Below are 25,680 nucleotides of genomic sequence, written 5' to 3'. Positions count from 1 at the left end.
GGTGGGGCCGGGAATCGAGGCGGACGGGCGTTTCACAGGGCCGGCCGGCACGTCAGAAGCCCGGTCGAGTGAGGCGGCACCGGTCACGCTGGCCGGTAGCGGTACTGTGATGCAAGGAGCCGAAGAATGTTCAAGACCGTCCTAGTCCTGGGCCATGTCAGTGGCATCCGTATTCAGATCCACATCAGCTGGATCTTCATCCTGATCCTGCTGCTGGCGAGCATGAGCACCGGTTTCTATCACCAGTATCCGGAATGGTGCCTGGCGATGGCGGTTGGCACCGCGGCGGTGACGGCCCTGCTGTTCTTTTCTTCCATCCTCGCCCATGAACTGGGCCACAGCATGGTAGCGCTGCGGCGTGGTGTGCCGGTGGAGTCCATCACCCTGTTCATCTTCGGGGGACTGGCCCAGATGGGGCGAGACCCCGAGCGGGCAGAGGACGAGTTCTGGATAGCGATTGCCGGGCCGGCGGTGAGTGCGGCCCTGGCATTGCTCTTCTGGTGGCTCGCGTTGCTCACCGCGGATTGGTTCGAGCCGGTACCGGTGGCGCTGGGCTGGCTCGCGCTGATCAACATGATCGTGGCCATCTTCAATCTGATCCCGGGTTTTCCGCTGGATGGCGGGCGGGTGTTCCGGGCAGTGATCTGGAAGTTGACGGGCGACCCGCGCAGGGCCATCGAGGCCGCAGTACGGGGTGGGCGGATGGTGGCCTACCTCCTGTTCGGCTTCGCCTTCTGGAACGTCGTGGTGCTGGGCAACCTGATCGGGGGCCTGTGGGTGATGCTGATCGCCTGGTTCCTGCTGAACATGGCCGAGATGCAGGGGCGGATGTATGACATGCGCGAGCGGCTGGTGGATGTCCGTGCGCGGGATCTGGCAAACCCGGATCCGCCATTTGTCGGCCAGGATGTATCGGTCGAGGAGTGGATTGACCGTTTTGTTCTGCCGGGTGGGCGCCGCTCCTTTCTGGTGGGCGATGCGGAGCGGGTTCAGGGACTGGTGACCCTCAGCGACAGCCGCAAGGTGCCGCGGGAGCGGTGGCCGACCACCCGGATCGCCGCGATCATGACCCCCGTGGATGCGCTGAGCCGTGTCGCGCCCGACACGAAGGCGGAGGAGATCCTGCAGGTCATGAGCGAACACAACCTCAATCAGATCCCGGTGATGGATGAATCCGGTCGAGCCATCGGCTGGATCGATCGCCAGCAGCTCCTGCGCACGATCGAGATCCACATGGAGCTCCAGCGTTAGGTGTGATCTCTCAATAGGTTGTCCTCAGGGAGCCCGAGGAGGCGGATGGAGGATCAATTGCGGTGGTCGCGCTGTGTCTGCAGCCTCTCCTGTTCGCGCCATTCCATCTCCTTCTGCCGGAGGTAGGTGTCCTGGTCCAGCTCCCGCAGCTGTTCGGGATAGCGCTCGGTAAGTTCGAACCAGCGCGCCATGCGGAACGCCAGACGATCCTCTTCCGCGACCTCAAGGCTCTCCAGATAGGCCTGGAATGCCAGGTAGAAGCGCATCACGTTGCGCTCGATGACACCTTGCAGACCGTCGACGTAGATCGGCCTTCCGGCATCATCCTCCCCCACCACGGTGAAGCCGGCCCGATCCCCGCCGCCGAAGCGGAGATAGAGGTTCAGGAAGCCCCGGGCCAGGGCTCCGTAATCAACGGCATGCCGAACGTGGATTAGGGTCCGCTCGGCATCCAGAGGTACGGCCTCCAGGGTCATGCGGTAGTCGCGGGTGCCGTAGGGCCCCCGGTCCCCTGCGAGTTTCACGGCCAGATAGTCCTCCTCGGCGATCTGCACCCGGAAGTCCAGGTCCACCCGATAGGCGTTTTCCGGGCGCTGGAAGCGCTTTCTGCTGATGTAGAGTTCGATGCCGGACCGCTCGCCGTCCCCGTGGTGGACGCAGGCCTTCACATTGATATGCAGGAAGAGGGATTCGCACCATACGGCCGCGGACCGGAACTCCTGGGACACCTGATGGAAGGGATGGTCGAGGATGGCATCCACCCGGACCATGACGGTGTCGTTTTGCTGATCGGAGTCCAGCCGTATCGGTTCGGCATCCAGAGGCGTGCGCTCGATGCCCGCGGTTGCGTCCTCGATTCGCTCCGGCAGTGGTCCGTACTCGAGGGCAGACGCCGGGACCCACGCGCTGCCGAGTACCGCCAGGGCCAGCACGGCCGAAATCAGGCCGCTACGCCGCGGGGGCGACCGTTCCGGCGGCAGGTGGAGGCGCAAGGGTTGTTCCGTGTCCATACGGTGAGATTGGTCAAGGCCGGCGGAAAGTGCCAGCACCTGCTGTGCGACGCGGTAAGCACGAATGAGGTCGGGTCACGCTGACTGGAAGAACCGGCAGGGCCAGATGTTCGAAGTTCGATGCCGATGTCTGGCGGTGTCAGGCATTCGCTTCTGCTTGGTGCCGGCGATACAGCCGCCAGGCCGTCAGGCCGACGAGTAGCGAAGCCAGCCCGCCGGTCACGAAGACCAGTGCCGGTGTAATGCCTGCCGGGCCGGTGAGCAGCCAGAACAGTACCGGGGCCACCAGCATCGCGGCGAACGCGAGGAAATTGCTGGCGGCGATGAAGCGGCCGCGTCGCTCGGCGGGGCTGTGGCCCTGCAGGTAGGCCGTGATCGGCACGATGAAAAAGCCGGAGGCGACACCCAGCAGGGCCATGAGCACCAGGGTTGCGTGGTAACTGTCGGCGGCGAAGTACAGCAGTGCGCTGAGCAGGGCTGCGGCGATCATTCCGGCCGGGGCATGGTGCATGGCGATGGTCCCACGCGAGAGATAGCCGGCGAGGATGCTGCCGGCACCGATGCCCAGCGCCAGCGTGGTCAGGATGATGCCGGTTGCAAGCTCGCCGAGCTCCAGGTGGATTTCTGCGAACAGGGGAACGTTCAGCTGGTACAGCGTGCCCAGCGCCCAGAACCACGCGATGCCGAGAATCACCAGGAACAGGACTCGATGCGGCCGAATCTCGTTGATGGACTGTACGATCGTCGCAAACGGGTTGAGTCGGAACGGCGCGGGGTTGTCGGTGGCCACGGTCGGGGTGATGAAGAGGCTTGTCACCAGGCCAGTGATGGACAGTGCCACGACAAGTGCAGCCGGTATCCACAGGTCCTCGCGGGCGAACTCCATCACGAAGCCGGCCAGAGCTGTCCCGAGGATGATGGCCAGGAACGTCCACAGCTGGATATGCCCGTTGGCGCGCGAGAGCTGCTGGTAGCGCACGATCTCCGGCAGGATGCCGAATTTGGACGGGCTGAAGAACGTGCTCTGCAGGCCCATCAGGAAGGTCGTCACCAACAAGCCGGTGAAGTTTTCGGTGATCAGCATCAGCGCGGCGGCCATTAGTACCGCGACCTCGGCCAGACGCGTGGTGACGATCACCGCTTTCTTGCTGTAGCGGTCCGAGATATAGCCTGCCCAGGGCGAGAACAGCACGAATGGCAGCAGGAAAACGAAGCCGACCAGGCTGTAGTAGAAGGTGCCTTCCCCCTCGGCGACGAATTGGCGGATGGCGATGAAAATGACCACCAGCCGGAAGAAGTTGTCGTTGAGGGCATTGATGAAGACGGTCGCCATGTGGGCGATGAAGCCCTTTCTGCGTATGTCCGAGGTCTCGGTCATGGGGGCCGCCTGCCAAGGTTTCCGGAAGGACTCCGGCAAGGGTTGGCGCGGGACAGCGCAATAGTCAAATCGGGTGGATACCGTTCAGGCGGTGGGCTTGCCGGAGTGGCAGGGCTTGGCGGGGCTGCGAGAGGCGGCGTCGGGCTATACCAGTTGCTCTGCTGGCACAGGAAGAGCCGGTACAGGCTCCCCGGCACAGCCGGTGTATGTGGATCGGGCACCCATCCCGTCGAGTGCGGGGCTCTGGTCAGCCCAACAGCCCGTGTTGCCGCCCAGTGATCCGGCGTAGGAAGAGGGCGCCCGTGTATTGGTGCGACCCGCAACGAGCATGTCGGCGCGCGTTCACCTGGCGTCGAATTCTTCTCGCGTGATTTCCACAAACTGGCCGAAGCTGCGCAGTCGGGCGACGTCGCTCCGGTCGACACTCAGCTGCAGTTCGAACGTCTTGCCTGCGACGAGTTCTTCGCGTTGTGCAGTCCCGGTCGATGTCAGTCGTGCCTTGATCGCGGGGATCTTGTTGCCATCCAGGTCCGCTGCCTGGACGAACAGGGTAAGCGTCTGGCCTCGGTGATCCAGGAAATCCCCCGCACCGATGATCGGCGGCCCCCTCAGGGTGAAGGCTGGCGGGGCAGGTTCGTCGCTGTCCGGTTCGGTCAGGTCCTGCGTCAGCGTGGCTGTTCCGGTCAGGATCAGGTGATTGAACGGCATGGGCCTTCTTCCTTCGATCCTGAGCTCGTCAACGGTGTATGGCCTGGCGTCGATCGGCGTCAATGGGATGGTTTGTCCCACCAGGTTCGTGTGAACGTACGCGGAGATCTTCTCGTCCCAGTGCCGTTCTCTTTCGGCGACGTGACTGCGGAACGCTTCGGCCTGCTCCCAGTCTGTGGCCTGCATCTGTCGCAGTTCCTGCTGTAACTGCGCGGATTCATCGAAGCGCGCCTGCTCGAGTTCGGGCAGGTTCTTCAGATAGGGGTTGGGCGGGCCGAGGCTGCGGGTTTCCTCTGCATCCTCCGGATCCGCCGCATTGGCTGCATCGGCTTCGTCTGGCTGGCCACAGCCGGAGGCGGCGAGCGCAATGCCGACAAGGAAGAAGAGGGAGCGGCTGTGATTGTGGGCGCGTTTCATCAATAGGTTCCCTGGATTGGCTGGCCAGGCCTTGAGCGGCTCCAATCCGCCACCAACGCCCGACGACACGGCCCAAGCGAAGCCCATGCCAACCAAGGGGAAGAAAGAACAAACAGTCAGTTATACGATTGCGAGCGCAGCATTCCCGGATCCCGAGCGCCTGTCTGGAAAGAAACCTGACGTGCTCGAGCCTGACGCGACTGGTGGTGCGCTTGCGCCGGCCGTCCCGCCGGCTCATGGCGGCAGGGTGTAGCGGGCTTGCGCCAGTTCGGTGATCATCTGGCGCGTCTGTGCCGGTGCCAGGTCGGTGCGCTGCTCGACGCGCTGTGCCTCATCCGCCAGGAACTCGTCTCTGACCGCGTGCCGAAACCAGCGCGAATAGTCGCCGCGGCGCAGGTGAAATAGCCAAGTCTGTTCGTCGATGCCCTGGGCGATCTGGCAAAAGATGGCCATGTTCTGTGCCTTCAGGTTGTGGCGGCTGTCGGGCCCTCGGAAATAGAAGCTGTGCCACCGCAGGTCGCCCTCGGCATACTTGCGATGATGGCGCACGCGCTCTGCGCGCCCGGGCATGGGGCGCATGGCGAACGGGGGTTCATCGATAAACCAGGCGATCACCTGCTCCGGCTCTCGTGTCAGGCTGTCGGACCACGGGACCGTTCTGCCCGTGGCCCGCCCGAACTTGGCGAGTGTCTCCTCGGGTGAAGATCCAATGGCGATGACAATGTCGACCGGCGCCAGAATCTCCGATGCGACATGCTCTGGATGCACAGTTACCAGGGCACTCTCGCCGATCCGTTTCGGCAACGCGGATCCGGTATGCCCCCATGTATCGGGGAGCATGTGGTGGGCCTCGTCGAGCACCAGCCAGTGTGGCCGACCAGTGCGTGCGCGCATGGCCTGTAGGTTGGGGATGAGTTGCGCAAAAAACTGGGGCCGGTCCCCAAGCGGGATGCCAAGGAGGTTTATGCTCAGGTTGATCTTCGGATCCTCGAGGATCGAGAGGATCTCCGTGACGGCTGGAGCACGCCATTGGTTGCCGAGTGCCACCACGTCGGCCAGCGTTCCGTAGTCGCCTTCCGGGTCGACGATGCAGACCTGGAAGTCTTTCTCGATTAGCCGCTCGATGATGCCCGCGGCGAACGTGGACTTGCCACTGCCCGAGGGCCCGGCAACCAGCATGTTGTGCCCGAATGGCGACAGGTTGATCAGCCTCCCGTCTGCCGCTGTGCCGAGCGGGATCAGGTGCTGTTCGAGCCGGCTGTCCAGCCGGCGCAGATCGTTTGCGATCAAGTCGTCGATCAGTTCGATGACGCCGTTCCCGTTCTCGCCAGCGGTCTCCAGGCTGGCGGACGCCTTCAGGGACGGCACTGCGTTGGCGACTGCCACGGAGCATTCGCACAAGTCCAGAAACGAGTGGTCATTCTCGGCGTCGCCGATTCCCACCACCTCATGACGCGAAAGCCCCAGCTTGCGCAGCGCACGCTCCAGTCCCTTGGCCTTATTGACGCCGGCCGGCAGGACCATCAGGGCGCCACGGTTGGCGATCACCTGTGCTTCCAGTCCGAGTTCCCAGATCACGTCCTGCACGGCCGCTCGTTGTGCTGCCTGAGTCCCGACGACCACTTGCCCAATCTCCAGGGGCTCCACGCCGCGCTCTCGGAGACCCTTGAGCAACAGCTTCGGCGGGGGGTTGGCATAACGCGCTTCCTCCCGGGTCGCAGGGTTGTAGACAATGGCGCCGTTTTCCGCCACGACCAGGTCGAAGAGGCGCGCACAAGGACAGACTGACAACAGGTCATCCACCCGCCGCCCGGTGACCAGGATCGCCCGTCGTCCCGATTTTCTGAGCCGTTCGACGGCACGAACGGTGTCCTCCGAAACCCGATCATCCGAGGCGAGGGTTCCGTCATAGTCTGCCGCCAGGGCGAGATAACGCATGTGCCTGCCACCTTCCTGTTGCACCGGTGCGGTTAATGGGTTTGCAGCCCTGTTCTGAGGCCGTTCAATGAGTTATAGCCCAGTTCGGTCTTCTGGATCGCATGAGAAATGGCAGTCGATTGGGAACCGATGAAGAGCGAAGAAGATGACATCCATGAGCAACGGCGAACAGATAACGTGATCGGACCTGTAGCCGCAGCAAAACCTCATGGCCTGACCGCTTGCGGAGATTTGCTAGATTCAGAGATGGAGGCGAGCTGGAGCTGCTGGCTTGCGACGAGGACAGGAGATGGAGCCATGGTGTCGAAGAGTGTGCCGGTGGAAGAGTTCACGACCCCCGACCCGATCACCGCGAACGAAGACATGACGATCGCTGATCTTCGGGCATTGATGGAACAGCATGGGGTCCGCCATCTTCCGGTGGTCCGCGGTGGGTCGGTGGTCGGGCTGGTCAGCGACCGGGATGTGCGCATCGTGATGGGCTTGCCGATAGAGGACATCGGCCAGGTTAGCGTGTCCGATATCATGTCAGCCGACCCCTTGACGGTGTCGGCAGCCACGCCCCTGGACGAGGTGGCTTATGCCATGTCCGAGAAGAAGATCGGCAGCGTTATCGTCAATGAAGAAGACGGGAGCCTTTTGGGTATCTTTACGGCGAGCGACGCCCTGAATGCGTTGATCGAGGTCATCCGCGAAGGGGATGCGTCCACCTCGTAACGTCGAGGTCTTGCTCCGGTGCGGTCCGCGTGTTGCCGCGGGGAAAGCATCAACGAAGGCGCCGTACCTCGCTGATGTCGGTCAGGGCGATCGGCATCACCATGTAGCCGCTGCCGATGCGGCGGCGTACGCGGATATGCCCCTCATCGATCTCGAGCAGCTCGCCGTTGCGGGCGCGACCGTCCGCGAGGGTGATCTGCAGGTTGCGGCCGATGTGGTCGCCCAGTGCGTTCAACGCGATCACCGGGTCCCGCGCCGAATGCGGGTGGCGGGCAGAATCGGATGGTAGGGCCGGCGTGGCGTTCCATCCTGCGTTCGGTGTCGCGGCGAGCCTCCCGGGGCGTGGCGTGACCTGGCGCAGGTCGACGCGCCCAAAGGGCCGGCCGGCCACGCTCAGGCTGGATTCGACCTGCCGTAGCCACTGCGTCGGGGAGTCGAGGCCGGCCCAGAGCAGGGCGGGGTTGTCGATCGGACCGATGCGCACGGAGTAACCTCGAGGCTCCTGGATGAAGTGGCCATAGGCCTCGATCATCAGCGGCCCCGGCTGCAGGCCGAGGGGTTCCCAGGCTTCGACCCAGGCCGCCTGGTGGTGCTTGAGGTAGTCCCGGTGCTCCATGTCCATCTCGGCCGCACAGAGCTCCATCAGGGCGGGATAGTACCCGCGGTCCTCGTAATCCACGGTCATGGATTGCAATGAGGTGGCCATCAGGGCGGGCGCGAGGTCACGGGCCCGATTCGAGGCGGCCTGGATGTTGAAATGCGCGGTGGATGTGCCCAGGCCCAGGGGACCCATGCCAAAGGTGCTGTGCACGGTCAGGCGGTTCTGGTCCTCCTCGAGATGGTAGCGGATGCTCATGTCCAGCGGGATGTCGCGATAGCCGAGGGCAGCCAGCAGGTCGTCCGCAGGGGCCGCGTGGTAGGCGCCGCAGCCGGCGGTGTCCAGCCACAGGGCCGGGATGCCGTCCTGCGCGCCGGTGGCGAGGCCGGGCGGTAGGGTCAGGCCGTTGACCGCAAAGCCCAGTTGCCGGGGCAGACGGCGGGCATCCAGGGTGTGGCGCAGCCGGAGGAGCTGCCACATGTTGCCGGTTTCCAGGGTGATGCGTTCGGCCCGCATGCGGCCGATCGCCGTATTGCGCGGCTCGAACAGGAGCCGGTTGACGTGCAGGTCGCCGCCCAGGCCGACAGTCACCCCGGCGTAGTGCAGTGTGCCGAGCGGCTCCAGCATCTGCGCCATATCGTCGAGCTTCTGTTCGACCTGGCGGATTTCGTAGTGGTAGTAGCCGATACCCGCGGCGACCACGGCAAGGCCGCCCACGATCCATTTCCCTGGCATGTTCTCCCCCTGCGGTTGCTTGTTCGGGCTCGTGACAGCCGGCCCGACAGCGGGACTGCCCTGTCCCGCGATAACAAGATAGCCGCTGCCGGCACATTCCGCACCTGTAAACAAGGCGGGCGGGCCTGTCTGGGGTACACGTGACACCGTGCTCCGGGCTTGGGCATTAGCCGGAATGGGCGGTTTGACCCGGATGCAGGTGTGCGTCGATGGTGGAGTGATGCGAGGTCCGGTGAACATTCGAGAACGAGAGGATGCGCTGGCGGAGCGATCGGGTGCGGGGGCATTGCGGCTCGGACATAGGTGCTCTGTTCGACGCATCGCGTCCTGGCTCGCGGCGGGCGTCGTCGTCACGCTGATCGTGACCAGTGGTTGCATGCCGTCGGGGGAGGAGGATCAACTTTCAGAGGCCGATGAGGCGTCGGTGCTCGCGCCGCTGGACATTGGTGAGGAGTCTGTTCGGACGGTGGAGGGCACCACGCTCCTTGGCATTGAAGATCTGCCCGGCGATATCCAGGTGGACGAGCAGAACGCCTTCGGAGCAACGAATCGGTTTCGGGAGGCCCACGCATCCCCGGACAATGCCTGGGTGGCGGTGGTTACCAGCGGTGCCGCTCACAGCGGCGGCTGGTTGGTAAGAGTGGACAGCGGCGAGGCGAGCCCCGCGGCGTTTCAGTACGGGGGCCGCGTCACGATCGGCCCCTGGAGCGACGATGGGCGCCATGTGGTGTTCGCGCAGGAAGGGCCTGCCGGGGACCGCACGCTGACGGTCGTGGATCGCGAATCGCTGGGTGACTCGGTGGAAGCGAACACGATCCCGGTGCGTGCCCCCGAGCATGAGGGCCGCGAGCCAGAGCATCGAGACTACGAGGTGGTCGAGTGGGCCGACGGGAAGCTGGTATTTCGCCTGGGCGAGGAGAGGTGGGTGTTTGATCCAGCCGGTAAGTCGGTTATGCCGGACTGACCATCAGGGGCGCGGGCCCCTGTCGCATGGTACGGGCGGATCGAGTGGCTGGGTCAGGCGCGGTCGGCGCGAACGCCCGGGTGGGCGTGTCGGTGGTAGTTCGCTCGATCCGGGATCACGTTGCGGATGCCGCCACGGGGGTCTTCCACGTCGCCCTCGTAGCGGGGCAGCAGGATTACGTGCAGGTGATCGATGCTCCGCCCGGCCATGCGGCCGTCGTTGTTGCCGACGGTGTAGGCATCGGGTGGATTGCCCAGAAAAGGGAGTTCCAGCACGCCTTCGATATGGTCCTTGGGGCGCTCGCTCAGGTCCTCGCGGACCAGCATGCTGCGGTACAGGCTGGCCAGGTCGGTTGACTCGATCACCTGGCGTACGCCATGGATGGCGTCGAAGTAGTCCGACTGTTCGGTCTCGTTGAGTTCGAAAAGGGAAACCACATGCCGCCGCGGGATGACGAGGGCGTGCCCCGGGTTGACCGGGTTGGTGTCGAACAGGGCGACGAACGAGCGGTTCTCGTAGATGAGGGGATCGGCCAGTCCGGCCGCGACGCGGCAGAAGTAACAATCCTTGATGGGTGTGGCACTGGTCATCGAAACGCCTGGTTGATCGGTTTGTTTTGTAAGTCAACGATCTTACGGGATTTTCACCTATTCGTTCGCCTGCGGCCGATGAAGTTCACCTCACGGTATGCCCCGGTCCATGGTCTGTAAGGTGCCGAACACACGCGGTTTGCACCCATCGTGCTTGACGACCTGCAAGTCACCACGTAAGTTCCCTAGCATTGTAAGGGGTTTTTGCGGTCCTTCCTTCGAGCCGTCCTGCGGCCAGACCCACCATCCCCCGATACGTTTGTCGAGGCTGTACGCCCCGCGCCAGCGGTGGCCGCGCGCCTCGACGGTCGCGCGGATGCGCGACGGCAGCACAAACCGGATGCCCGGATTCGCGCCGGGCGGCCGTGTCGCGTCGACAGCCTGCTTGTCGGCCGCCGCGGGTGCCCGACGCCCCGGATGTTTTGTGTCACGACGTATCGAAGGGGGAGTCCATGTCCATGCCATTTTTCGGCCTCGTATTCGCGCTGCTGTGCGGCGTTGCTGCGCTGGCCTATGGTCTGTTTTCCATCCGCTGGGTGCTCTCGAAGTCGGAGGGGAGCCAGGAGATGCAGCGCATTGCCCGTGCCGTGCAGGAAGGCGCATCGGCCTACATGAAGCGGCAGTACACGACCATTGCAGTGGTCGGGGTGGTTCTGTTCATCGGGTTGTGGCTGGTGATCGGCGTGGGCTCCGCGATCGGGTTCCTGATCGGTGCAGTGCTTTCGGGTGCGGCGGGTTTTATTGGCATGCATGTGGCGGTACGAGCCAACGTGCGAACCGCGGCGGCCGCGAAGTCGGGGCTGGAAGCAGCGATGGACGTGGCCTTCCGCGGGGGCGCGGTGACCGGCCTGCTGGTGGTCGGGCTCGGGCTGCTGGGAGTGGCAGGCTATTTCGCCGTGCTCTGGTGGCTCACACCCGAGGGCGGCGACGTCGGGCTCTCGCCGCTGGTGGGGCTGGCACTGGGCGGCTCGCTGATCTCGATTTTCGCGCGTGTCGGCGGTGGCATCTTCACCAAGGGTGCGGATGTCGGCGCGGACCTGGTGGGCAAGGTCGAGGCGGGCATCCCCGAGGATGATCCCCGCAACCCGGCCGTGATCGCGGACAACGTGGGCGACAACGTCGGGGACTGTGCCGGGATGGCCGCGGACCTGTTCGAGACCTACGCGGTGACCATTATCGCGACGATGATACTGGGGACCCTGCTGATCCCCGAGCTGGGCCTGATGGCCTCGGTGTATCCGCTGGTGCTGGGCGGCGGGGCGATCCTGGCCTCGATCATCGGTACCTTCGCGGTGAAGGCACGGCAGGGTTCCGAGATCATCAAGGGACTCTACAAGGGCCTGATGGTCTCCGGCGGGCTCGCCGCGGTGGCCTTCCTGCCGATTACGCTGGTGCTGGTGCCGGACAACGCGCTGGCCACCAGCATGGGCATCGAGAGTGGCGCGGCGATGAGACTGTATGGCGCGGCGCTGGTGGGCCTGGTGCTGACCGGGGTGATCATGGTCGCTACCGACTATTACACCTCCACGGTGTTCCGCCCGGTCCGCCATCTGGCCGAGGCCTCGACCACCGGCCACGCGACCAACATCATCGCCGGTTTGGCGCTGTCGATGAAGGCGACCACCGCGCCGGTGCTGGCGGTCTGCGCGGCGATCCTGGTGGCCTATGCCTTTGGCGGCCTGTACGGCATCGCCATCGCCGCGACCACGATGCTGTCGATGACCGGGATCATCGTGGCGATGGACGCCTACGGGCCGATTACGGACAACGCGGGCGGCATCGCGGAGATGGCCGATCTGCCCTCCGAGGTTCGCGAGACCACCGATGCGCTGGACGCGGTGGGCAACACGACCAAGGCGGTTACCAAGGGTTATGCGATCGGCTCGGCCGGGCTTGCGGCCCTGGTGCTGTTCGCCGACTACACCCACGAGCTGGTGCGCCACACGGGCGGTGTACACAACTTCGAGCTCAGCAATCCGAATGTCATCGTGGGCCTGTTTATCGGGGGGCTGGTCCCGTTCCTGTTCGCGGCGATGACCATGGAGTCCGTGGGCCGGGCGGCCTCGGGCATCGTGAACGAGGTGCGGCGCCAGTTCCGCGAGATCAGCGGGATCATGGAGGGCACCACCAAGCCGGATTACACCCGTGCCGTGGACATGCTCACCGGCGCGGCGATCCGCGAGATGATCCTGCCCTCGCTGCTGCCGGTGCTGGTACCGGTGCTGGTGGGTGTGTTCCTCGGTACCGAGGCGCTGGGCGGGCTGCTGATCGGAACGATCGTGACCGGCCTGTTTGTGGCGATCTCCCAGACCGCCGGTGGCGGGGCGTGGGATAACGCGAAGAAGTACATTGAAGATGGACACCATGGTGGAAAGGGCTCCGAGGCCCACCACGCGGCGGTCACCGGCGACACGGTGGGCGACCCGTACAAGGACACCTCGGGCCCTGCGATCAATCCGCTGATCAAGGTCATCAACATCATGGCGCTGCTGCTGGTGCCCGTCCTGTAGGGCCCGCGAAACGCAAGGAGAACCGAGATGCCGACAATCCGACTGCAAATGGCCCCGGATCTGGAGCTGAACATGGAGCTGGACGTCGAGGGGGTCGACTGCGACAGCCGCGACTGGGACGTGCAGCAGCACAAGGCCGAGATCTACGCCGAGTTCGAGCGCCGACTCAAGGCCGCGTTTCCCGAGGGCTTCAAGATCCATACCTTCGAGTTCGGCCTGGCCTGCAAGCCGCGCTAACGGGGCGGGAGGGCACGCACGTCAGTGTGTTCTCCCGAACCGAAGGTGGTCTTTGGGGGCACGCGAGTGCCGTGTTCCCCCTGACACCATGCACAAGAGCCGACTCGGAAACATCGTGATCGACTGCCGGACGGAGGATCTGGCCGCCGATGCGCGTTTTTGGGCCAGCGCACTGGGCTATCCGATGCCCGAGGACTTCGATGCGGCCAGCGGCTTTATCCAGCTCGTCACGCCGCCCGGGGAAGTGCAGGTCATCATCCAGCGCGTGGATCACAATCCGCGCGCACACCTGGATATCGACTCCGACTCGGTCGAGGCGGAGGTCGCGCGTTTGCAGAGTCTGGGCGCAACCGTGGTGGCGCGCCATGCAGAGTGGGTGGTGATGCAGGCGCTGAGGGAGACACTGACTGAGTGGCGCATTCGCGCTCGAGTCGCTTTTGCGTGCGAACAAGGCGCGGTGACTGCCGTGCAGTCATTCTGCACAAGGGAACCGCAACGCCGTGCGCGCGCAAAAGCGGCCGAGCCCCTCCGGGGTTGGCACCCCAGGTACCCCGATCCGGCGTTGCGCCGCTTGCGGGTAGAACCACTACCCGCTGCGCGGCGCGCCTGGTCTCGGAAAACCTGGGGTACCAACGCGAATGCGCCACTCAGTCAGTGTCTCCCTAATGGGCATCGTTTTTGTGTCGGCAGTCCCTATCGGGGCGGCTTCGAGCAGGGAGCCAACACGTGGGAGTAAGGTCAGAGTAGTAGGCCCCGGCCTTGCGGGAGATACGCGATGGCGACCATTCGGCACAAACTCGTTCCGCACCTGTGGTTCGAGCGTCAGGCCAGGGAGGCGGCCGAGTTCTACGCCTCGGTCTTCGAAAACTCGTGGGTCGAGAGCACGGTCACCCTGGAAGGCACCCCGTCCGGTTCGGTGGAGGTCGTCACCTTCTTCGTGCTGGGGCAGGAGTTCCAGGCCATCAGTGCAGGTCCGCTGGTCCCGTTCAACGAGTCGATCTCGTTCATGGTCAAGTGCGATACGCAGCAGGAGATCGACTACTACTGGGACAAGCTGACGGCCGATGGCGGGCAGGAGGTGGAATGCGGCTGGTTGAGGGACAAGTTCGGCCTGTCCTGGCAGATCGTCCCCGCGGTGCTGGACGAGATGATGCAGCCCGGTGATCCCGCGGCGCTGGCCCGGATCACGCAGGCGTTCCTGAAGATGAAGAAGTTCGACATCGCGGCCCTGGTTCGAGCCTTTGAGGGTCGGTGAAATGGACGCCCGCGGGCCCAGCATGGCCGAGGTGCTGCACCTGACCGTATCCATCGCGCGCACTCCCGCAGATGTCTATGCCTTTGCCTCCGATCCGAGAAATCTCCCGTTATGGGCCGAGGGGCTCGCGCGTTCGGAGGTTCGACAGCAGGGGGATGCGTGGGTCGTGGAAGGGCCCGTTGGGAGGGTGACGGTACGGTTTGCGGCGCCCAACGATCTCGGTGTGATGGATCACGATGTCGAGCTCCCCTCGGGCGTGATCGTTCACAACCCCATGCGCGTCCTGCCGAACGGCGAGGGGAGCGAGCTGGTGTTCAGCCTTTTCCGGCAGCCGGGGATGTCCGACGAGCAGTTTGATTCGGACCGGTGCGCGGTGGAGAAGGACCTGGACCAATTGAAGGTGCTGCTGGAAGGAAACCCGGCCCTCCCTATTCGGGATTCAACCACCGGGTAAACCAGTCCGTGGCCAGATCGGCCGCTTGCTCCAGGGTGCCCGGTTCCTCGAACAGGTGAGTGGCGCCCGGGATGATCGCGAGCCTGCAGGTGGCCTGCATGCGGGACTGCGCCTGGCGGTTGAGCTCGATCACCATGGTGTCGTCGCCCCCGACAATCAGCAGGGTGGGTGACGCCACCCGCGGCAGGGCCTCGCCCGCCAGATCCGGGCGGCCGCCGCGGGAGACGACGGCGCGGATGGTATCGGGGGCCGCCGCGGCCGCCTGTAATGCCGCGGCCGCCCCGGTGCTGGCGCCAAACAGGCCCATCGGGAGCCCTGCGAGTCGGGGTTGCGAAGCGGCCCATTCGCAGGCCTGTACGAGCCGACGGGCCAGCAGCGGGATGTCGAACCGGTTCTCGTAGGTGCGATCCTCCGTCTCGGTCAGGAGGTCGAACATCAGCGTGGCGAGATCGGCCGCCTGCAGCACGTGGGCCACCTGGTGGTTGCGCGGGCTGAGGCGGCTGCTGCCGCTTCCATGCGCGAACACGACCAGCCCGGAGGGGGTCTCCGGCAGGCCGAGGATCCCCTGATGCGGACGCCCGTCCAGGGCGAGGGTCACATCGTGTTGCTCAGCGCGAGACATCGGATTTGCGCGAGCGGTGGGCGGTGGCCAGGAGGTCGATCACCTCGTCGTCCGAGGTCTGTTCGAAGGATTCGTAATAGGACCCGACCGAGCCCCGGTAGTACACCGGGCGGTCCAGGGTTACCACGTGGTTGACCTCGGTCTCGAGCAGCTCCGCCGTGTCGGCCGGGGCCACGGGGATCGCGACGACGATCTGGCTGGGGTGGCGTTGCCGGGCGTCGCGGATGGCTGCGCGCATGGTCAGGCCGGTGGCAATGCCATCATCGACGATGATCGCCAGTCTGCCGGCGACGTCCGGGGCGGGCGTGGTGCAGTACAGTTCGCGTCGTCGCCGGGCCTCGGCGCGTTCGCGGGCCTCGGCCCGCTCCAGCCATTCCGGGTCGATGCGTTCCTCCTCGCGGGGGTTGCAGACGCGCTCGCCGTGTTCCGGGACCGCGCAGATTGCGTATTCGGGGTGAAACGGGTGGCCGATCTTGCGCGGGATCAGCAGATCCAGCGGCATATCCAGGTGCCGCGCGACCTCGGCCCCGAGCGGGACGCCGCCGCGCGGCAGGGCATACACCACGCCGGATTGACCGCGGAAGCGGTTTAGCGCTTGCGCCAGCCGCCGGCCGGCGTCGGTACGGTCCCGAAAACGCATGGGCCCTCCGGTCAGTACGCAGTTGAACTGTCCTGGAGTGTAGGCCCGAGAGGGCAGGAAAACGGGCGGGTCTGAGCAAAATAGGAGGCCTCGGCCGGTGCCCTTAAGCCCATAGCGGTGTTCGGCCTAGCGGATCTCGAGACTGTGGTAGCGAATCACGCGATCGAGTTCGCCGGGGTGCAGTTCCAGGCCGTAGTCCAGGCGCAGGCGTTCGATCAGTTCCACACGGTGGCTGGGCGGCGGGTCCATCTGCTGGATGAACTGGCCGACGTCCTCGACGACCGCCCAGGGATAGAGCAGCCAGTGCCACTCGCGGACGGTGTGGCTGCGGAAGTCCGCCGGACAGGTGGTCGTGGTCTTCTCGTGCAGCACGGCGGTACGCACGGCCCTGGGCTTGAAGGTCTCCAGATGCGGGCGTGCCGCGGCCAGGGTATCGCCGCCGTCGTTGACGTCGTCCACCAGCAGGACGCGCTCCCCGCGGACCTCGCCACTTAGCGGCACCGTCACGGCCGCGGCCTGTTTCTTGCGGGCGCCGGAGGTGTAGTGCTCCACCTTGAGGCTCAGCAGCTTGTGCACCTGCAGGAAGTCGCACAGGAATCGCGCCGGCATGAAGCCACCACGGGCAATGGCGACGATCGTGTCCGGCCGGAAGCCGCTGTCCAGGATCTGGCGGGCGAGGCGGTCCGCGGCGTCGACCACCGCGTCCACACTGATCAGTTGTACCGGCATCTTGCGGGCTTCAGACATCGCGGGCGCTCTCCATCGCGGCTTCAGCAAGGATGTTATCGGCCGGCCAGAAAGAGCAAGCGTGCGATGAAGGCGATGGTCAGGATGATCCATCCGATGGGATAGGGCAGTACGCCGGTAAAGAATGCGGCCAGGCTGGCGACCAGCAGGAGGCCCAGGATGAGTAACGGGGTGTCCATACCGGTAGGATTGGGAGATGCGGCGTTGGTTCGCAGAAAGGGCCCTTGCGGGCCCGAGATCGGAACGACTGGCCTTGGCGCCGGACGATTGAGAGAGGCTTGATGACTCAGACTAGCGACAATCCCGCCCGCTCCCTGGAGATCGGCACGGTGAGCCTGCCCGAAGGCGGAACGATCGGGATGACGCTTTGCCCCGGCAAGTGCGAGCCGGAGGCGCCCGGTGGTCAGCGGGACCTGGCGGCGGATCTGGCAGCGATCCGGGACTGGGGAGCGACGGCCTTGGTCACGCTGAACCAGGGGCATGAACTGGACAAGCTGGGTGTGCCCGAGCTGGGCAAGGCCGTGCGTGCGGCGGGGATGGCGTGGCTGCACCTGCCGATCGGTGACATGGCGGCGCCGGATCGCCCCTGGGAGCTGCGCTGGCGCGAAGTCGGCCCCGAGGTACACCGTCGGCTGCGTGCGGGCGAAGGGGTGATTTTTCACTGCGGTGGCGGGTTTGGCCGTGCAGGGACGATTGCGGCCTTGACGCTGATCGAACGGGGCCTCGCGCCGGAGGAGGCCATCGCAATGGTGCGCGGGGCGCGCCCCGGCGCGATCGAGAGCCCGGACCAGCAGCGTTATTTGTTGAGCCTGTCCGCTACCGGGGTCTAACGATCCGGGCGCGGACCCTCCTGATCGATGCCTTTTCCCGGTGACTTCTGCAGCTCCGCTTCCACGTTGTCGATGATCTCGCGGCTCAGGGTCTGGATCAGTGGTTTGGCCGCCTGGCGGACGGTCTCTTCGAGCAGCGGATTGTCGAGCTCGTACTCCAGACGCAGGTGGATCGTCGTGCCGTTTTGCGCGGGTGTCAGGTGATAGGTGCCGCGATTCTGCACGCCGGTCAGCGATTGCCAGGAAAAGCGCTCCGGTGGTTCCGTTTCTGTGATCTCGACATCGAAACTCAGGGGAATGCCGGCGATGCGGACGACCCATCGGTAGCGGGCCTCCCCGACGCGCGCTATCGTTTCGATGGCCTCGCTGTAATGGACGAACTCCTCGACCCGCGTAATCAGGGCGAATACATCGGGTTGGTCCGCGCGGATGTGTGCCTGGTGTTCGATCGTGGGCATGATCAGAGACGGGGTTCGGAGGACTTCGAGTATGCAGGGAGGCAACCCGGTATGCACCACGTGCCCTGTTCCGGGGCGTAGCGGTCGCAAGGCCCTTTCCGGGAGCCACCTCGCGTGAAGGTGCTCGTGATCCTGGGCCACCCGCGTACCGACAGCCTGTGCGGCGCGCTGGCCGAGGCCTACCGTGACGGGGCCCGATCCTCCGGGGCGGAAGTGCGCTCCCTGGAGCTGGCGAATCTCGAGTTCGACCCGCACGTTCACACGCCTTCGCCGAATCAGCAGCCGCTGGAAGACGATCTGGACGCGGCGCGCGAACTGGTCGCCTGGGCCGATCATCTCGTATTCGTCTTTCCCACCTGGTGGGGCACCATGCCAGCGCTGCTCAAGGGCTTTCTCGATCGCGTGATGACGCCCGAGTTTGCCTTTCGCAGCTGCGAGGGCGGCACCGGATACGAGGGGCTGCTGCAGGGACGCTCCGCACAGCTGATTACCACGATGGATACCCCGGTACTGATCCATCAGTTGTTGTATCGCCAGCCGGGGATCAACGCGATGGCGCGCGCGACCCTGGGCTTTTGCGGCATCCGCCCGGTGCGCTCGCTGATGCTGGGTTCGGTACGCGAGGCCGATGACCGCCAGCGCGAGGCGTGGCTCGAGCGCGCACGACAGGAAGGGCTGCGCCTGGAGCATGGCCGCGAGAGCCTGCGCGAACGGGCGACCTTCAAGCTGGGGGGCTGGCTGCAGGCACTGCGCCTGCAGTTCTACCCGATGACCTTCGTGGCCTACACCGCAGGGGCCCTGGCGGCGGCCCCGGACGGCGGTGTGTCGCGCAATCCGGTTTTCTGGCTGGGTTATCTGTGCCTGTTCCTGCTCGAGGTGGCGACGGTCCTGGTCAATGAACGGGTAGATTTCGGCTCCGATCGCCAGAACCGTTTCTACAGCGCCTTTACCGGCGGCTCGCGGGTGCTGGTGGAGGGGCGGCTGTCCCTGCGCGAGATCAACGCCGGTACGTCGGTGGCACTGGGGGGCTTCGCGGCGGCGTTTGCCGCGCTGCTCGCGGTCGCGCCCGGCGATGCCGGTCCCATGCTGTGGGTAACGGGCGTGCTGGCGGTGCTCGCGATCGGGTATACGGCGCCGCCCCTGAAGCTCAGCTATCGCGGGCTCGGGGAGGTGGATGTCGCGCTGACCCACAGCCTGGGCGTGTTGCTGTGCGGGTACGTGTTCCTCGCGGGGGACTGGACGGACCCCTTGCCCTGGTGGCTGAGCCTGCCGTTGTTTCTGGCGATCATCCCGTCGATTACGCTGTCTGGTATCCCCGATCGCGAGGCGGACGCGGCTGTGGCCAAACGGACCCTGGCGGTGCGGCTGGGAAATGGTGGTGCGCTCGGTGTGGCGCTGGTGTTCACCGGTCTGGCGGCGGTTGCGGGAACGGCATTCCACCTGACCGGTTGGGCTCAGGGGGCCTATGCAGGCATTGCCTATTTCGTGGTGCCGCATGCGGCCTGGCTGATATGGATGTTGTGGCGCGAGCGTCAGCGCGGGGCACCGGGCGGGCGTATCGACGGCTTGATGGCGGTATCGCTAGCCTATGTGCTTTGGTTTGGTCTGGTCCCGCTGGTAAATCTTGCCGCGGCTTGAGTGACGGGATGCCGACCTCCGGCGGATTCGGGGCCCGGACGGCACGGTATGGAGGGACTGAGCGATGTTTGGACGGCTTTTAGCGGGTATTGCGGTCTTGGGCATGCTGTCGGTGCCGGCGGTGGCCGATCACCGCGAGGCCTTCCATATCGCGGGCGACCGGGACGAGGCGCCGTACGGGTACATCAATCGCGATGGGCGCTTCGCGGGCCACTATGTCCAGTTGATGCAGGAGGCCTTTGCCCACTTGTGGGTGCCACTGCGCCACGAGCCCTACGAATGGGAGGAGGCGCAGCGGCTGGTGAAGGAGGGCAAGGCCGACGCGATCATTACCACCATGACGCCGGAGCGCGAGGAGTATCTGATCGCGAGCGAGGTCGCCCTGGCGGAACCGGAATGGGTGGCCTTCGTGCGCGAGGACCACCCCGAGCGCGACGAATTGCTGGCAAAGGAACGGCTGGAGGACTTTACCGGATACCGCGTACTGGACTACGCCGGGAACGGCTGGGGCAAGGCCAACCTGGAGGGTCTGGACGTGCAGCGCGAGGGCACGCTGTCGGAGAATCTGCGACGTCTGGCGGCCGGCGAGGGGGACGTGCTGATCAACATGAGTGAGGTGACGGAACACACGATCCGGGAGTTGAAGCGGGCCTATCCCGACGAGGCGGATGCACTGGGTCGGCTGGTGGCCTCCTCGAACGTGCTGGACGTGACCTCGATGCATCTGCTGGTACGCAAGGACTCGCCGCATGCGCACCTGGTGCCACGCATCGACAAGGTCCTGCGGGAGCTGGGGATCTGACCCCTGCGCTGGAGAGACGTTAGTCCTGCGGGTCAATCGCGGGGACAGGCCGGTCCTCGTCCCGCCAGTCGAACAGGATATGCAGGATCGGTTCGACCGCGGGGGGGTATTCCGTCAGGGGGCCGGGAACCAGGAGACCGCGGTGCGAGGCCTCCAGGATCTCGGGTTCGGGGTGTCCCTCCAGTGACAGGGAATCGATCGGCACGACCCCGTCTCCCAGTCCTTCGCTGGTGTCCTCCCACCACTCTTCGATGCGCGCGGGCAAGTCCTCGATGCCGAACTGCTCGCTCAGGGATCGCAGGCTGGCCTCCATCGCCGGGGTCGGCTCGGGTACCACGCCGCCGATGATTCGCACGGGAATGTCCTCTGGCCAGGGGCGCTGATTCAGGTCCGCCAGAAACTCGCTGTCGGGCCGCAGATCGATCTTGGCCGCGCCCGTGCCGTCGCGAAGACCGGCGAAAAGCGAAAAGCGTTGCTCACGTATGTCGGCCAGCCATTCGCGCACCTCGAGCCAGACGCGCAGGCGTGCCCAGTCGGAGCCCTGGTTCGGGGTGGCGACCAGGATTACGCCTGCAATGGGTGGTCCTTCGGCCCGCGGAGCCTCGTCGACGGGGTGTCGCCAGCGGGTGACAAAGTCGCGGATCACCAGGCCGCCCATGCTGTGGCCCACCAGAATCACGGGCTGTTCGGTCTCCAGCGTCTCCCAGTACTCGGCCAGGAGGTCGGCGCTGTGATCAATCGCCTGATCGTTCGGGTAGCGAAACTCCCAGCCATTGATGCCGGCCGTGTCGAGGGCGGACGCCAGCGTGTCCCAGATATCGCCGGGCTCGTCGAGCCCGTGCAGCATCACGACTTCGGGGCGGGTGCTGTCGTCGAATACCGTGGATCGCGGGACAAAGCCGCGAAGCTCGTCGGGTAGCTCCATGACCTCCGGAAACCACTCGTGCAGGCGGTCCTGGACCTCCACACGCAACTCGCGCTCCTGCTCCGGGTGCTGCTCCGTCCATGTGACCCAGGCGATGAACGCGAGTAGCGGCAAGCCGAACAGGACGGCGGCAGCGTACAGGCGCTTGCGGGCGGGTCTTTGGCGGCGCGGTCTGTGGGTCATATGCCTTAACAATTGAGCATGCGCGGGTGGACCGCAAGCCTGGCGCGGTGCTGGATGTGACAAGCGGGGCACGGGGTATGCGAGGCGTGATGTGTATCATGCCCCGTATGATTCTGTCGGAGTGTCCGCATGCGTAATTCGCCGCTCTTGTTGTTGCTGTTTCTGCCGTTCTTTCTCTCGGCCTGTGCCGGACTGGATGTCCGCGACTTCGGTTTGAACGGCGAGGGGAGTGGTGGTGACCGGGCGGAAGAGGCGGTCCGCGAGGCCCTTCGAGTCGGCACCGAACGAACCGTGGAACGGACGGGGCAGGAAGACGGCTACTGGGGCAACCAGGCCATACGGATCGGTCTGCCGCAGGAGTTGCGGCAGGCCGGGGATGTGCTGCGCAGCGCTGGCATGGGCAGCCAGGTGGATGATCTCGAGCGGCGCATGAACCGGGCCGCCGAGGCGGCCGCACGGGAGGCGGCCCCGGTGTTTGTGAGTGCGATTCGGGGCATGCAGCCGTCCGACGTGCACGCGGTACTGCGCGGTGATGACGATGCCGCGACCCAGTACCTGCGCGGTGCGTCCGAGTCGGATCTGCGCGAGCGCTATGCGCCCGTGGTGCGCGAGCATATGGAGGGTGCCGGGGTGTACCGGGTGTACCAGCCGCTGCGCGATGCAGCCAGCCGTATCCCCGGCCTGGCCGATCTGGATGTGGACCTGGATCGCTATGTGACCGACCACGCACTGGATGGTCTGTTTACCATTCTGGCGGACGAGGAACGTCGCATTCGCGAGGATCCGGCCGCGCGCACGACGCAGCTCCTGCGGGAGTACTTCGGGTCAAGCTAACCCAGGCGCCGAGCACAAACGGCCGGGCCCCGTGGCATTGCGCCTCGGGGCTTTTTTGTGGGTGAAGGGCCTTGCCGGCGTTGAACGAGGCGGCCCCAGGGAGTGAGTCGAAGCGACACGGGTCGGGGCGATGCATGTGTCTGAATGACCCACCTCTGGATGTGATTGGGACCCGTCCTATCAGTCCATTCAGGTGCGGAAACCGCCTGGCGGCGCGGCATGCGGCATTCAGGCCATGTTGGCACGGAGGCTGCATCGCTACGGGTCAGACGGCGCGTTCATTGCGACGGGCTAACGCAATCCAACCAATCTGAAGAAGCAGGAGGCGCAGAATGGGACACAAGACCGGTACAACTTATTCGATCGCCCTGGCTCTCGGGCTCGCATTGGGTGGTGCGGGCACGGTGGCAGCGGATGATCCGCATGTGTTCGAGCAGGAATGGACCGATGATCCCGAAATGTCCGCCGAGGACGTCAGTGAAAGCGATCTGGAAAGCTTTCTGGCGGCCGCGGATGCGGCCCAGGACATCCGCGCGGAATACGCAGATGACATCGCGGAAGCAGAAGGCGAGGGGGCCCAGGAGCTGCGCGACGAGGCCAACGACGAGATGGTCGCCGCAATCGAGGATGAAGGGCTGACCGTCAAGGAATACCAGGAGATTGCTTACCTGATCGACAACGACAGCGATCTTGGTGAGCAATTCGCCGAGGTGGCGGGGGATTCGTAGCCTCCACCAGCACTACGCCTGCTATCTCCCAGGACCCCGGTGGGCGAACCGCCCACCGGGGTTTTCTACGCCCGGGCGCCGCTCGGCGTCGGCGGGTGGTCCGGGTCAACCTCCTCGATCAGCAGAAGGGACGGAATTTCGTCCGCGGTCAGGGGCCGGGCGAAGTAAAACCCCTGGATGCGGTCGAACCCGAGTTCCTCGCTCAGGTCGATCTGGTCCCGGGTCTCGATGCCCTCGGCAACGGTCTTCAGCCCGAGCGATCCGGCCAGCAGTGCGATGCCTCGTGCGAGGTCTTCGGCCGAGGGGTCGTGGCCGAGGCTGGATACAAGCTGGCGGTCGAGCTTCAGCGTATCGATCGGAAACCGATTGAGATAGGCGAGGGACGAATACCCGGTGCCGAAGTCGTCGATGGCGAGCTGTACCCCCAGGTGCTTCAGCGCCTCGAGGGCGGGTTCGGCGTCCTCGAGCGCGAGCACGGTCTCGGTGAGTTCGATGGTCAGGAGTTCGGGTGGCAGGTGGTGGCGCTTGAGCGCGGATGCGACGTCGTACGCGAGTTCGGGGCGAATGAAGTCGCGGGCGGAGAGATTGATCGCGGTGTACCAGGGTTCGCGGCCATGGACCTGCGCAAGGGTCTTCCACTCCTCGGTCTGTCGGCAGGCCTCGGCGATCACCTGCGCGCCGATGTCGTGTATTAGCGAGGAGTCCTCCGCCACGTCGAGAAAGTCCGCCGGCGTCAGCTCGCCGTGCGCCGGGTGCTGCCAGCGGATCAGCGCCTCGACCCCGACGAATCGATGCTGGCGGATCGAGTAGATCGGCTGGTAGCGCAGAAAGAACTCGTTGTGTTTCAGGCCCCGGCGGATATCGAATTCCTGACGCATGCGCCGCAGTTCCTCGGTGACCGGATGCAGCGCGGGAATGACCAGCCAGGCCATCAATTGCCCGATCCCGACGAAGAAGGCGGTGCGCGTCAGCCAGCGTTCGGTCTCCTGTGCGGTGGCGGCGGCGACGTCCACATAGGTCAGGGGCCCGGCCAGTACGCCGGCCACCAGTGCCACGACGAGGGCGGCGCCGGGCCCAAAGCGCGCGGCGGCAAACAGGATGGGCACGTAGTAGAAGTGCGGCACGATGCTGTCGGCGCCACCCGCCAGGTACGGGATCAACCAGGAGAGCAGCAGGCCTGCGACGATGATCAGTGTCGCGGAGACAAAGGACATCCCGACCCAGGCGCGGAGCGTCGTTCGAGCCAGGTAGTCGGAATACCGGGTATTGCCTGCCAGGGGTTGAGCCGACTCGAACCTGGACATTGCGTGGCATCCTTTGGCCTTCCTGGCCGGCTTTGCACCCTGTTGCGGCAGGGCGGGTATGGCGGCGCGGTCACGGTCCTTTACCGGTTCGCGCCCGGGCCTTTACACGCAGCTATAAGTGGTTGTTCCGGGAGTGTAGTTCATATGCGCCGGAACGAGACGTCCGGGCCCATCAGTGATTGAGCCGGGTGCTTTTTTCGGGGCTTGAGGGAAACGGCGCAGGGCGGGAGGTCCTGCCCCGCGGCCGTCAGCGTGGCCTAGTCGCAGGCGGAACGCTCGGCGGGCAGGTTGCCGCGCACGCAGGTGCTGATCTCGGGCGGGCTCTCGTCGCTGCGCAGGCGCACGAAGAGACCATCGATCTCGCCGGCGGCGTTGGTCGGGTAATGGTCGCCCATATGCATACCGGCTCCGTGCATGACCCAGTAGTTGAGCTGGTGGGCCTCGCCGTGGGGTTGTTCCAGGACGACCAGGGTGATGCCTGGGGCCATCTCGGTCACGATCAGCCGTCGGATCCGCTCGCCGGCCTCGAATTCGACATAACCGAGCGCATGACTGCTGACATCGCCGCCGCGCATGCCCTGCATCTCGGGTGTGTGATTGGTCTGGATCAGCCGGAAGCGACCGTGGGGCTGGCCGTCCTGCATCTCGCCGTCGAAGCGCATAACCATCTTCATGCTGCTGTCCTTCGCAGAGGCGGCGTACAGCCGCTGCGCCTCCTCGATGCTGGAGACAGCCGCCGGCTCCATGGCCTGGTGGTTCTGGTACCAGGTCATCCAGAAGCTGACGGGGCCGTTGTCGACCGCATCCGGACAGGCACCGTCGGCGTGCAGTTCGAAGCGGTCAAAGCCCAGGTCCACCGAGCCGCGTCCCTTGTTGGTGACCAGGGCGCGGGTAAAGATGACGTCGGCCGGCGTTTCGAGGTTGGCCATGGCGCGGTAGCGATCGTCCCAGGCGCATTGAGTGGCACCGCGTCCCGGCAAGGCCTGACGGCTGATCTGCCGCGCCTCGCGCGATCCTCGTTCGCTGCGATAGGCGTCCAGCAGCGCCCGGGTGCCGGGGTCCAGCAGGGCCGTGTCGACCGCCTGGATGTTGCGGTCGAACTGGCGGTCGGTGCCCGGGGTGGCGTGGGCGGCCGAGGTTGTAAGGCCCAGGCTCAGGATCGCGCCCATGGCGAGCATGCGGGCAGACGTCAGGTGGATTCGCATCA

Annotated in this window: 27 protein-coding genes; 13 read left to right on the top strand and 14 right to left on the bottom strand. The window is 65.3% G+C overall.

Going from position 1 to position 25,680, the window contains the following annotated elements; translation table 11 throughout:
• Positions 1-126: 126 nt before the first annotated feature.
• Positions 127-1,251 (top strand): site-2 protease family protein, encoded by a 1,125-nt coding sequence (locus F791_RS0110950; protein ID WP_018174174.1) that lies wholly within the window; start codon positions 127-129, stop codon positions 1,249-1,251.
• Between the two features lie 53 nt (positions 1,252-1,304).
• Here F791_RS0110950 and F791_RS0110945 read toward each other — a convergent pair whose 3' ends face one another.
• The 4 genes from F791_RS0110945 to F791_RS0110930 form a co-directional block, all read right to left on the bottom strand.
• Positions 1,305-2,243 (bottom strand): hypothetical protein, encoded by a 939-nt coding sequence (locus F791_RS0110945; protein WP_018174175.1) that lies wholly within the window; start codon positions 2,241-2,243, stop codon positions 1,305-1,307.
• Positions 2,244-2,400: 157 nt separating this feature from the next.
• On the bottom strand, positions 2,401-3,639 hold the full coding sequence (locus tag F791_RS0110940; protein WP_018174176.1) for an MFS transporter: 1,239 nt from the start codon (positions 3,637-3,639) through the stop codon (positions 2,401-2,403).
• 342 nt (positions 3,640-3,981) lie between these two features.
• On the bottom strand, positions 3,982-4,764 hold the full coding sequence (locus F791_RS0110935; protein WP_019592591.1) for a hypothetical protein: 783 nt from the start codon (positions 4,762-4,764) through the stop codon (positions 3,982-3,984).
• A 234-nt stretch (positions 4,765-4,998) separates the two neighbouring features.
• Positions 4,999-6,702, bottom strand: coding sequence for an HAD family hydrolase (locus F791_RS0110930; RefSeq protein WP_019592590.1), 1,704 nt, complete (start codon positions 6,700-6,702; stop codon positions 4,999-5,001).
• A 297-nt stretch (positions 6,703-6,999) separates the two neighbouring features.
• Here F791_RS0110930 and F791_RS0110925 point away from each other — a divergent pair, with 297 nt between their 5' ends.
• Positions 7,000-7,419, top strand: a complete 420-nt coding sequence (locus F791_RS0110925; protein WP_018137795.1) for a CBS domain-containing protein — start codon at positions 7,000-7,002, stop codon at positions 7,417-7,419.
• Between the two features lie 49 nt (positions 7,420-7,468).
• Here the strand turns inward: F791_RS0110925 and F791_RS0110920 are convergent, their stop codons facing one another.
• Positions 7,469-8,752 carry a hypothetical protein gene (locus F791_RS0110920; RefSeq protein ID WP_038057102.1) on the bottom strand — a complete coding sequence of 428 codons (1,284 nt, stop codon included), beginning with the start codon at positions 8,750-8,752 and terminating at the stop codon, positions 7,469-7,471.
• Between the two features lie 193 nt (positions 8,753-8,945).
• Between F791_RS0110920 and F791_RS0110915 the strand changes: the two genes are divergently transcribed.
• Complete coding sequence (locus F791_RS0110915) at positions 8,946-9,716, top strand: hypothetical protein (RefSeq protein ID WP_018994899.1); 771 nt, start codon at positions 8,946-8,948, stop codon at positions 9,714-9,716.
• A gap of 53 nt (positions 9,717-9,769) precedes the next feature.
• Here the strand turns inward: F791_RS0110915 and F791_RS0110910 are convergent, their stop codons facing one another.
• A complete protein-coding gene (locus F791_RS0110910) occupies positions 9,770-10,306 on the bottom strand; it encodes an HIT family protein (protein WP_018137792.1) in 537 nt (178 codons plus the stop codon).
• Positions 10,307-10,758: 452 nt separating this feature from the next.
• Between F791_RS0110910 and F791_RS0110905 the strand changes: the two genes are divergently transcribed.
• The 5 genes from F791_RS0110905 to F791_RS0110885 all read left to right on the top strand — a co-directional run bounded on the left by F791_RS0110905 (position 10,759) and on the right by F791_RS0110885 (position 14,762).
• Complete coding sequence (locus F791_RS0110905; RefSeq protein WP_018994900.1) at positions 10,759-12,816, top strand: sodium-translocating pyrophosphatase; 2,058 nt, start codon at positions 10,759-10,761, stop codon at positions 12,814-12,816.
• A 48-nt stretch (positions 12,817-12,864) separates the two neighbouring features.
• Positions 12,865-13,053: a hypothetical protein gene (locus tag F791_RS0110900; RefSeq protein ID WP_018137790.1), complete on the top strand. Its 189-nt coding sequence runs from the start codon at positions 12,865-12,867 to the stop codon at positions 13,051-13,053.
• Between the two features lie 115 nt (positions 13,054-13,168).
• Positions 13,169-13,789 carry a VOC family protein gene (locus F791_RS0110895; protein ID WP_231362964.1) on the top strand — a complete coding sequence of 207 codons (621 nt, stop codon included), beginning with the start codon at positions 13,169-13,171 and terminating at the stop codon, positions 13,787-13,789.
• A 39-nt stretch (positions 13,790-13,828) separates the two neighbouring features.
• Entirely contained in the window at positions 13,829-14,308 is a 480-nt protein-coding gene (locus tag F791_RS0110890) for a VOC family protein (protein WP_018174183.1), read from the top strand.
• A gap of 1 nt (position 14,309) precedes the next feature.
• A complete protein-coding gene (locus tag F791_RS0110885) occupies positions 14,310-14,762 on the top strand; it encodes an SRPBCC family protein (protein ID WP_018649453.1) in 453 nt (150 codons plus the stop codon).
• On the opposite strand, the gene F791_RS0110880 is transcribed toward F791_RS0110885, so the two are convergent.
• The 4 genes from F791_RS0110880 to F791_RS13795 form a co-directional block, all read right to left on the bottom strand.
• Positions 14,737-15,384: a dienelactone hydrolase family protein gene (locus F791_RS0110880; RefSeq protein ID WP_018649454.1), complete on the bottom strand. Its 648-nt coding sequence runs from the start codon at positions 15,382-15,384 to the stop codon at positions 14,737-14,739. The two genes, F791_RS0110885 and F791_RS0110880, sit on opposite strands and share 26 nt — an antisense overlap.
• Complete coding sequence (locus F791_RS0110875; RefSeq protein ID WP_018137586.1) at positions 15,371-16,024, bottom strand: phosphoribosyltransferase; 654 nt, start codon at positions 16,022-16,024, stop codon at positions 15,371-15,373. The genes F791_RS0110880 and F791_RS0110875 overlap by 14 nt, the downstream gene beginning before the upstream one ends.
• 126 nt (positions 16,025-16,150) lie before the next feature.
• The gene (locus F791_RS0110870; protein WP_019592587.1) at positions 16,151-16,771 is read right to left on the bottom strand and encodes a phosphoribosyltransferase; all 621 of its coding nucleotides are present in this window, start codon (positions 16,769-16,771) and stop codon (positions 16,151-16,153) included.
• Between the two features lie 35 nt (positions 16,772-16,806).
• Positions 16,807-16,950 (bottom strand): hypothetical protein, encoded by a 144-nt coding sequence (locus F791_RS13795; RefSeq protein ID WP_018137588.1) that lies wholly within the window; start codon positions 16,948-16,950, stop codon positions 16,807-16,809.
• Positions 16,951-17,052: 102 nt separating this feature from the next.
• On the opposite strand from F791_RS13795, the gene F791_RS0110860 reads away from it, so the two are divergent.
• The gene (locus F791_RS0110860; protein ID WP_018137589.1) at positions 17,053-17,601 is read left to right on the top strand and encodes a cyclin-dependent kinase inhibitor 3 family protein; all 549 of its coding nucleotides are present in this window, start codon (positions 17,053-17,055) and stop codon (positions 17,599-17,601) included.
• Here F791_RS0110860 and F791_RS0110855 read toward each other — a convergent pair.
• Positions 17,598-18,059 (bottom strand): SRPBCC family protein, encoded by a 462-nt coding sequence (locus tag F791_RS0110855; protein ID WP_018137590.1) that lies wholly within the window; start codon positions 18,057-18,059, stop codon positions 17,598-17,600. The genes F791_RS0110860 and F791_RS0110855 overlap by 4 nt on opposite strands.
• 114 nt (positions 18,060-18,173) lie before the next feature.
• Between F791_RS0110855 and F791_RS0110850 the strand changes: the two genes are divergently transcribed.
• Both F791_RS0110850 and F791_RS0110845 read left to right on the top strand, forming a co-directional pair.
• Positions 18,174-19,697 carry an NAD(P)H-dependent oxidoreductase gene (locus F791_RS0110850; RefSeq protein ID WP_019592586.1) on the top strand — a complete coding sequence of 508 codons (1,524 nt, stop codon included), beginning with the start codon at positions 18,174-18,176 and terminating at the stop codon, positions 19,695-19,697.
• Between the two features lie 103 nt (positions 19,698-19,800).
• The gene (locus tag F791_RS0110845) at positions 19,801-20,499 is read left to right on the top strand and encodes a transporter substrate-binding domain-containing protein (protein WP_019592585.1); all 699 of its coding nucleotides are present in this window, start codon (positions 19,801-19,803) and stop codon (positions 20,497-20,499) included.
• 19 nt (positions 20,500-20,518) lie between these two features.
• Here F791_RS0110845 and F791_RS0110840 read toward each other — a convergent pair whose 3' ends face one another.
• Positions 20,519-21,607 carry a lecithin--cholesterol acyltransferase gene (locus tag F791_RS0110840; protein ID WP_019592584.1) on the bottom strand — a complete coding sequence of 363 codons (1,089 nt, stop codon included), beginning with the start codon at positions 21,605-21,607 and terminating at the stop codon, positions 20,519-20,521.
• Positions 21,608-21,736: 129 nt separating this feature from the next.
• On the opposite strand from F791_RS0110840, the gene F791_RS0110835 reads away from it, so the two are divergent.
• The gene (locus tag F791_RS0110835) at positions 21,737-22,441 is read left to right on the top strand and encodes a DUF4197 domain-containing protein (protein WP_018139289.1); all 705 of its coding nucleotides are present in this window, start codon (positions 21,737-21,739) and stop codon (positions 22,439-22,441) included.
• A gap of 332 nt (positions 22,442-22,773) precedes the next feature.
• On the top strand, positions 22,774-23,169 hold the full coding sequence (locus tag F791_RS0110830; RefSeq protein ID WP_018174192.1) for a DUF4168 domain-containing protein: 396 nt from the start codon (positions 22,774-22,776) through the stop codon (positions 23,167-23,169).
• A 65-nt stretch (positions 23,170-23,234) separates the two neighbouring features.
• Here the strand turns inward: F791_RS0110830 and F791_RS0110825 are convergent, their stop codons facing one another.
• Both F791_RS0110825 and F791_RS0110820 read right to left on the bottom strand, forming a co-directional pair.
• Positions 23,235-24,473 carry a bifunctional diguanylate cyclase/phosphodiesterase gene (locus tag F791_RS0110825; RefSeq protein WP_018174193.1) on the bottom strand — a complete coding sequence of 413 codons (1,239 nt, stop codon included), beginning with the start codon at positions 24,471-24,473 and terminating at the stop codon, positions 23,235-23,237.
• Positions 24,474-24,730: 257 nt separating this feature from the next.
• Positions 24,731-25,678 (bottom strand): hypothetical protein, encoded by a 948-nt coding sequence (locus F791_RS0110820; protein ID WP_026333029.1) that lies wholly within the window; start codon positions 25,676-25,678, stop codon positions 24,731-24,733.
• Positions 25,679-25,680: the final 2 nt, after the last annotated feature.

It is taken from the genome of Thioalkalivibrio sp. ALRh (genome assembly GCF_000381425.1).
GTDB lineage: Bacteria > Pseudomonadota > Gammaproteobacteria > Ectothiorhodospirales > Ectothiorhodospiraceae > Thioalkalivibrio.
Note: the sequence above shows the minus strand (reverse complement) of the source record. Positions and strands in the feature narration are given on the sequence as shown.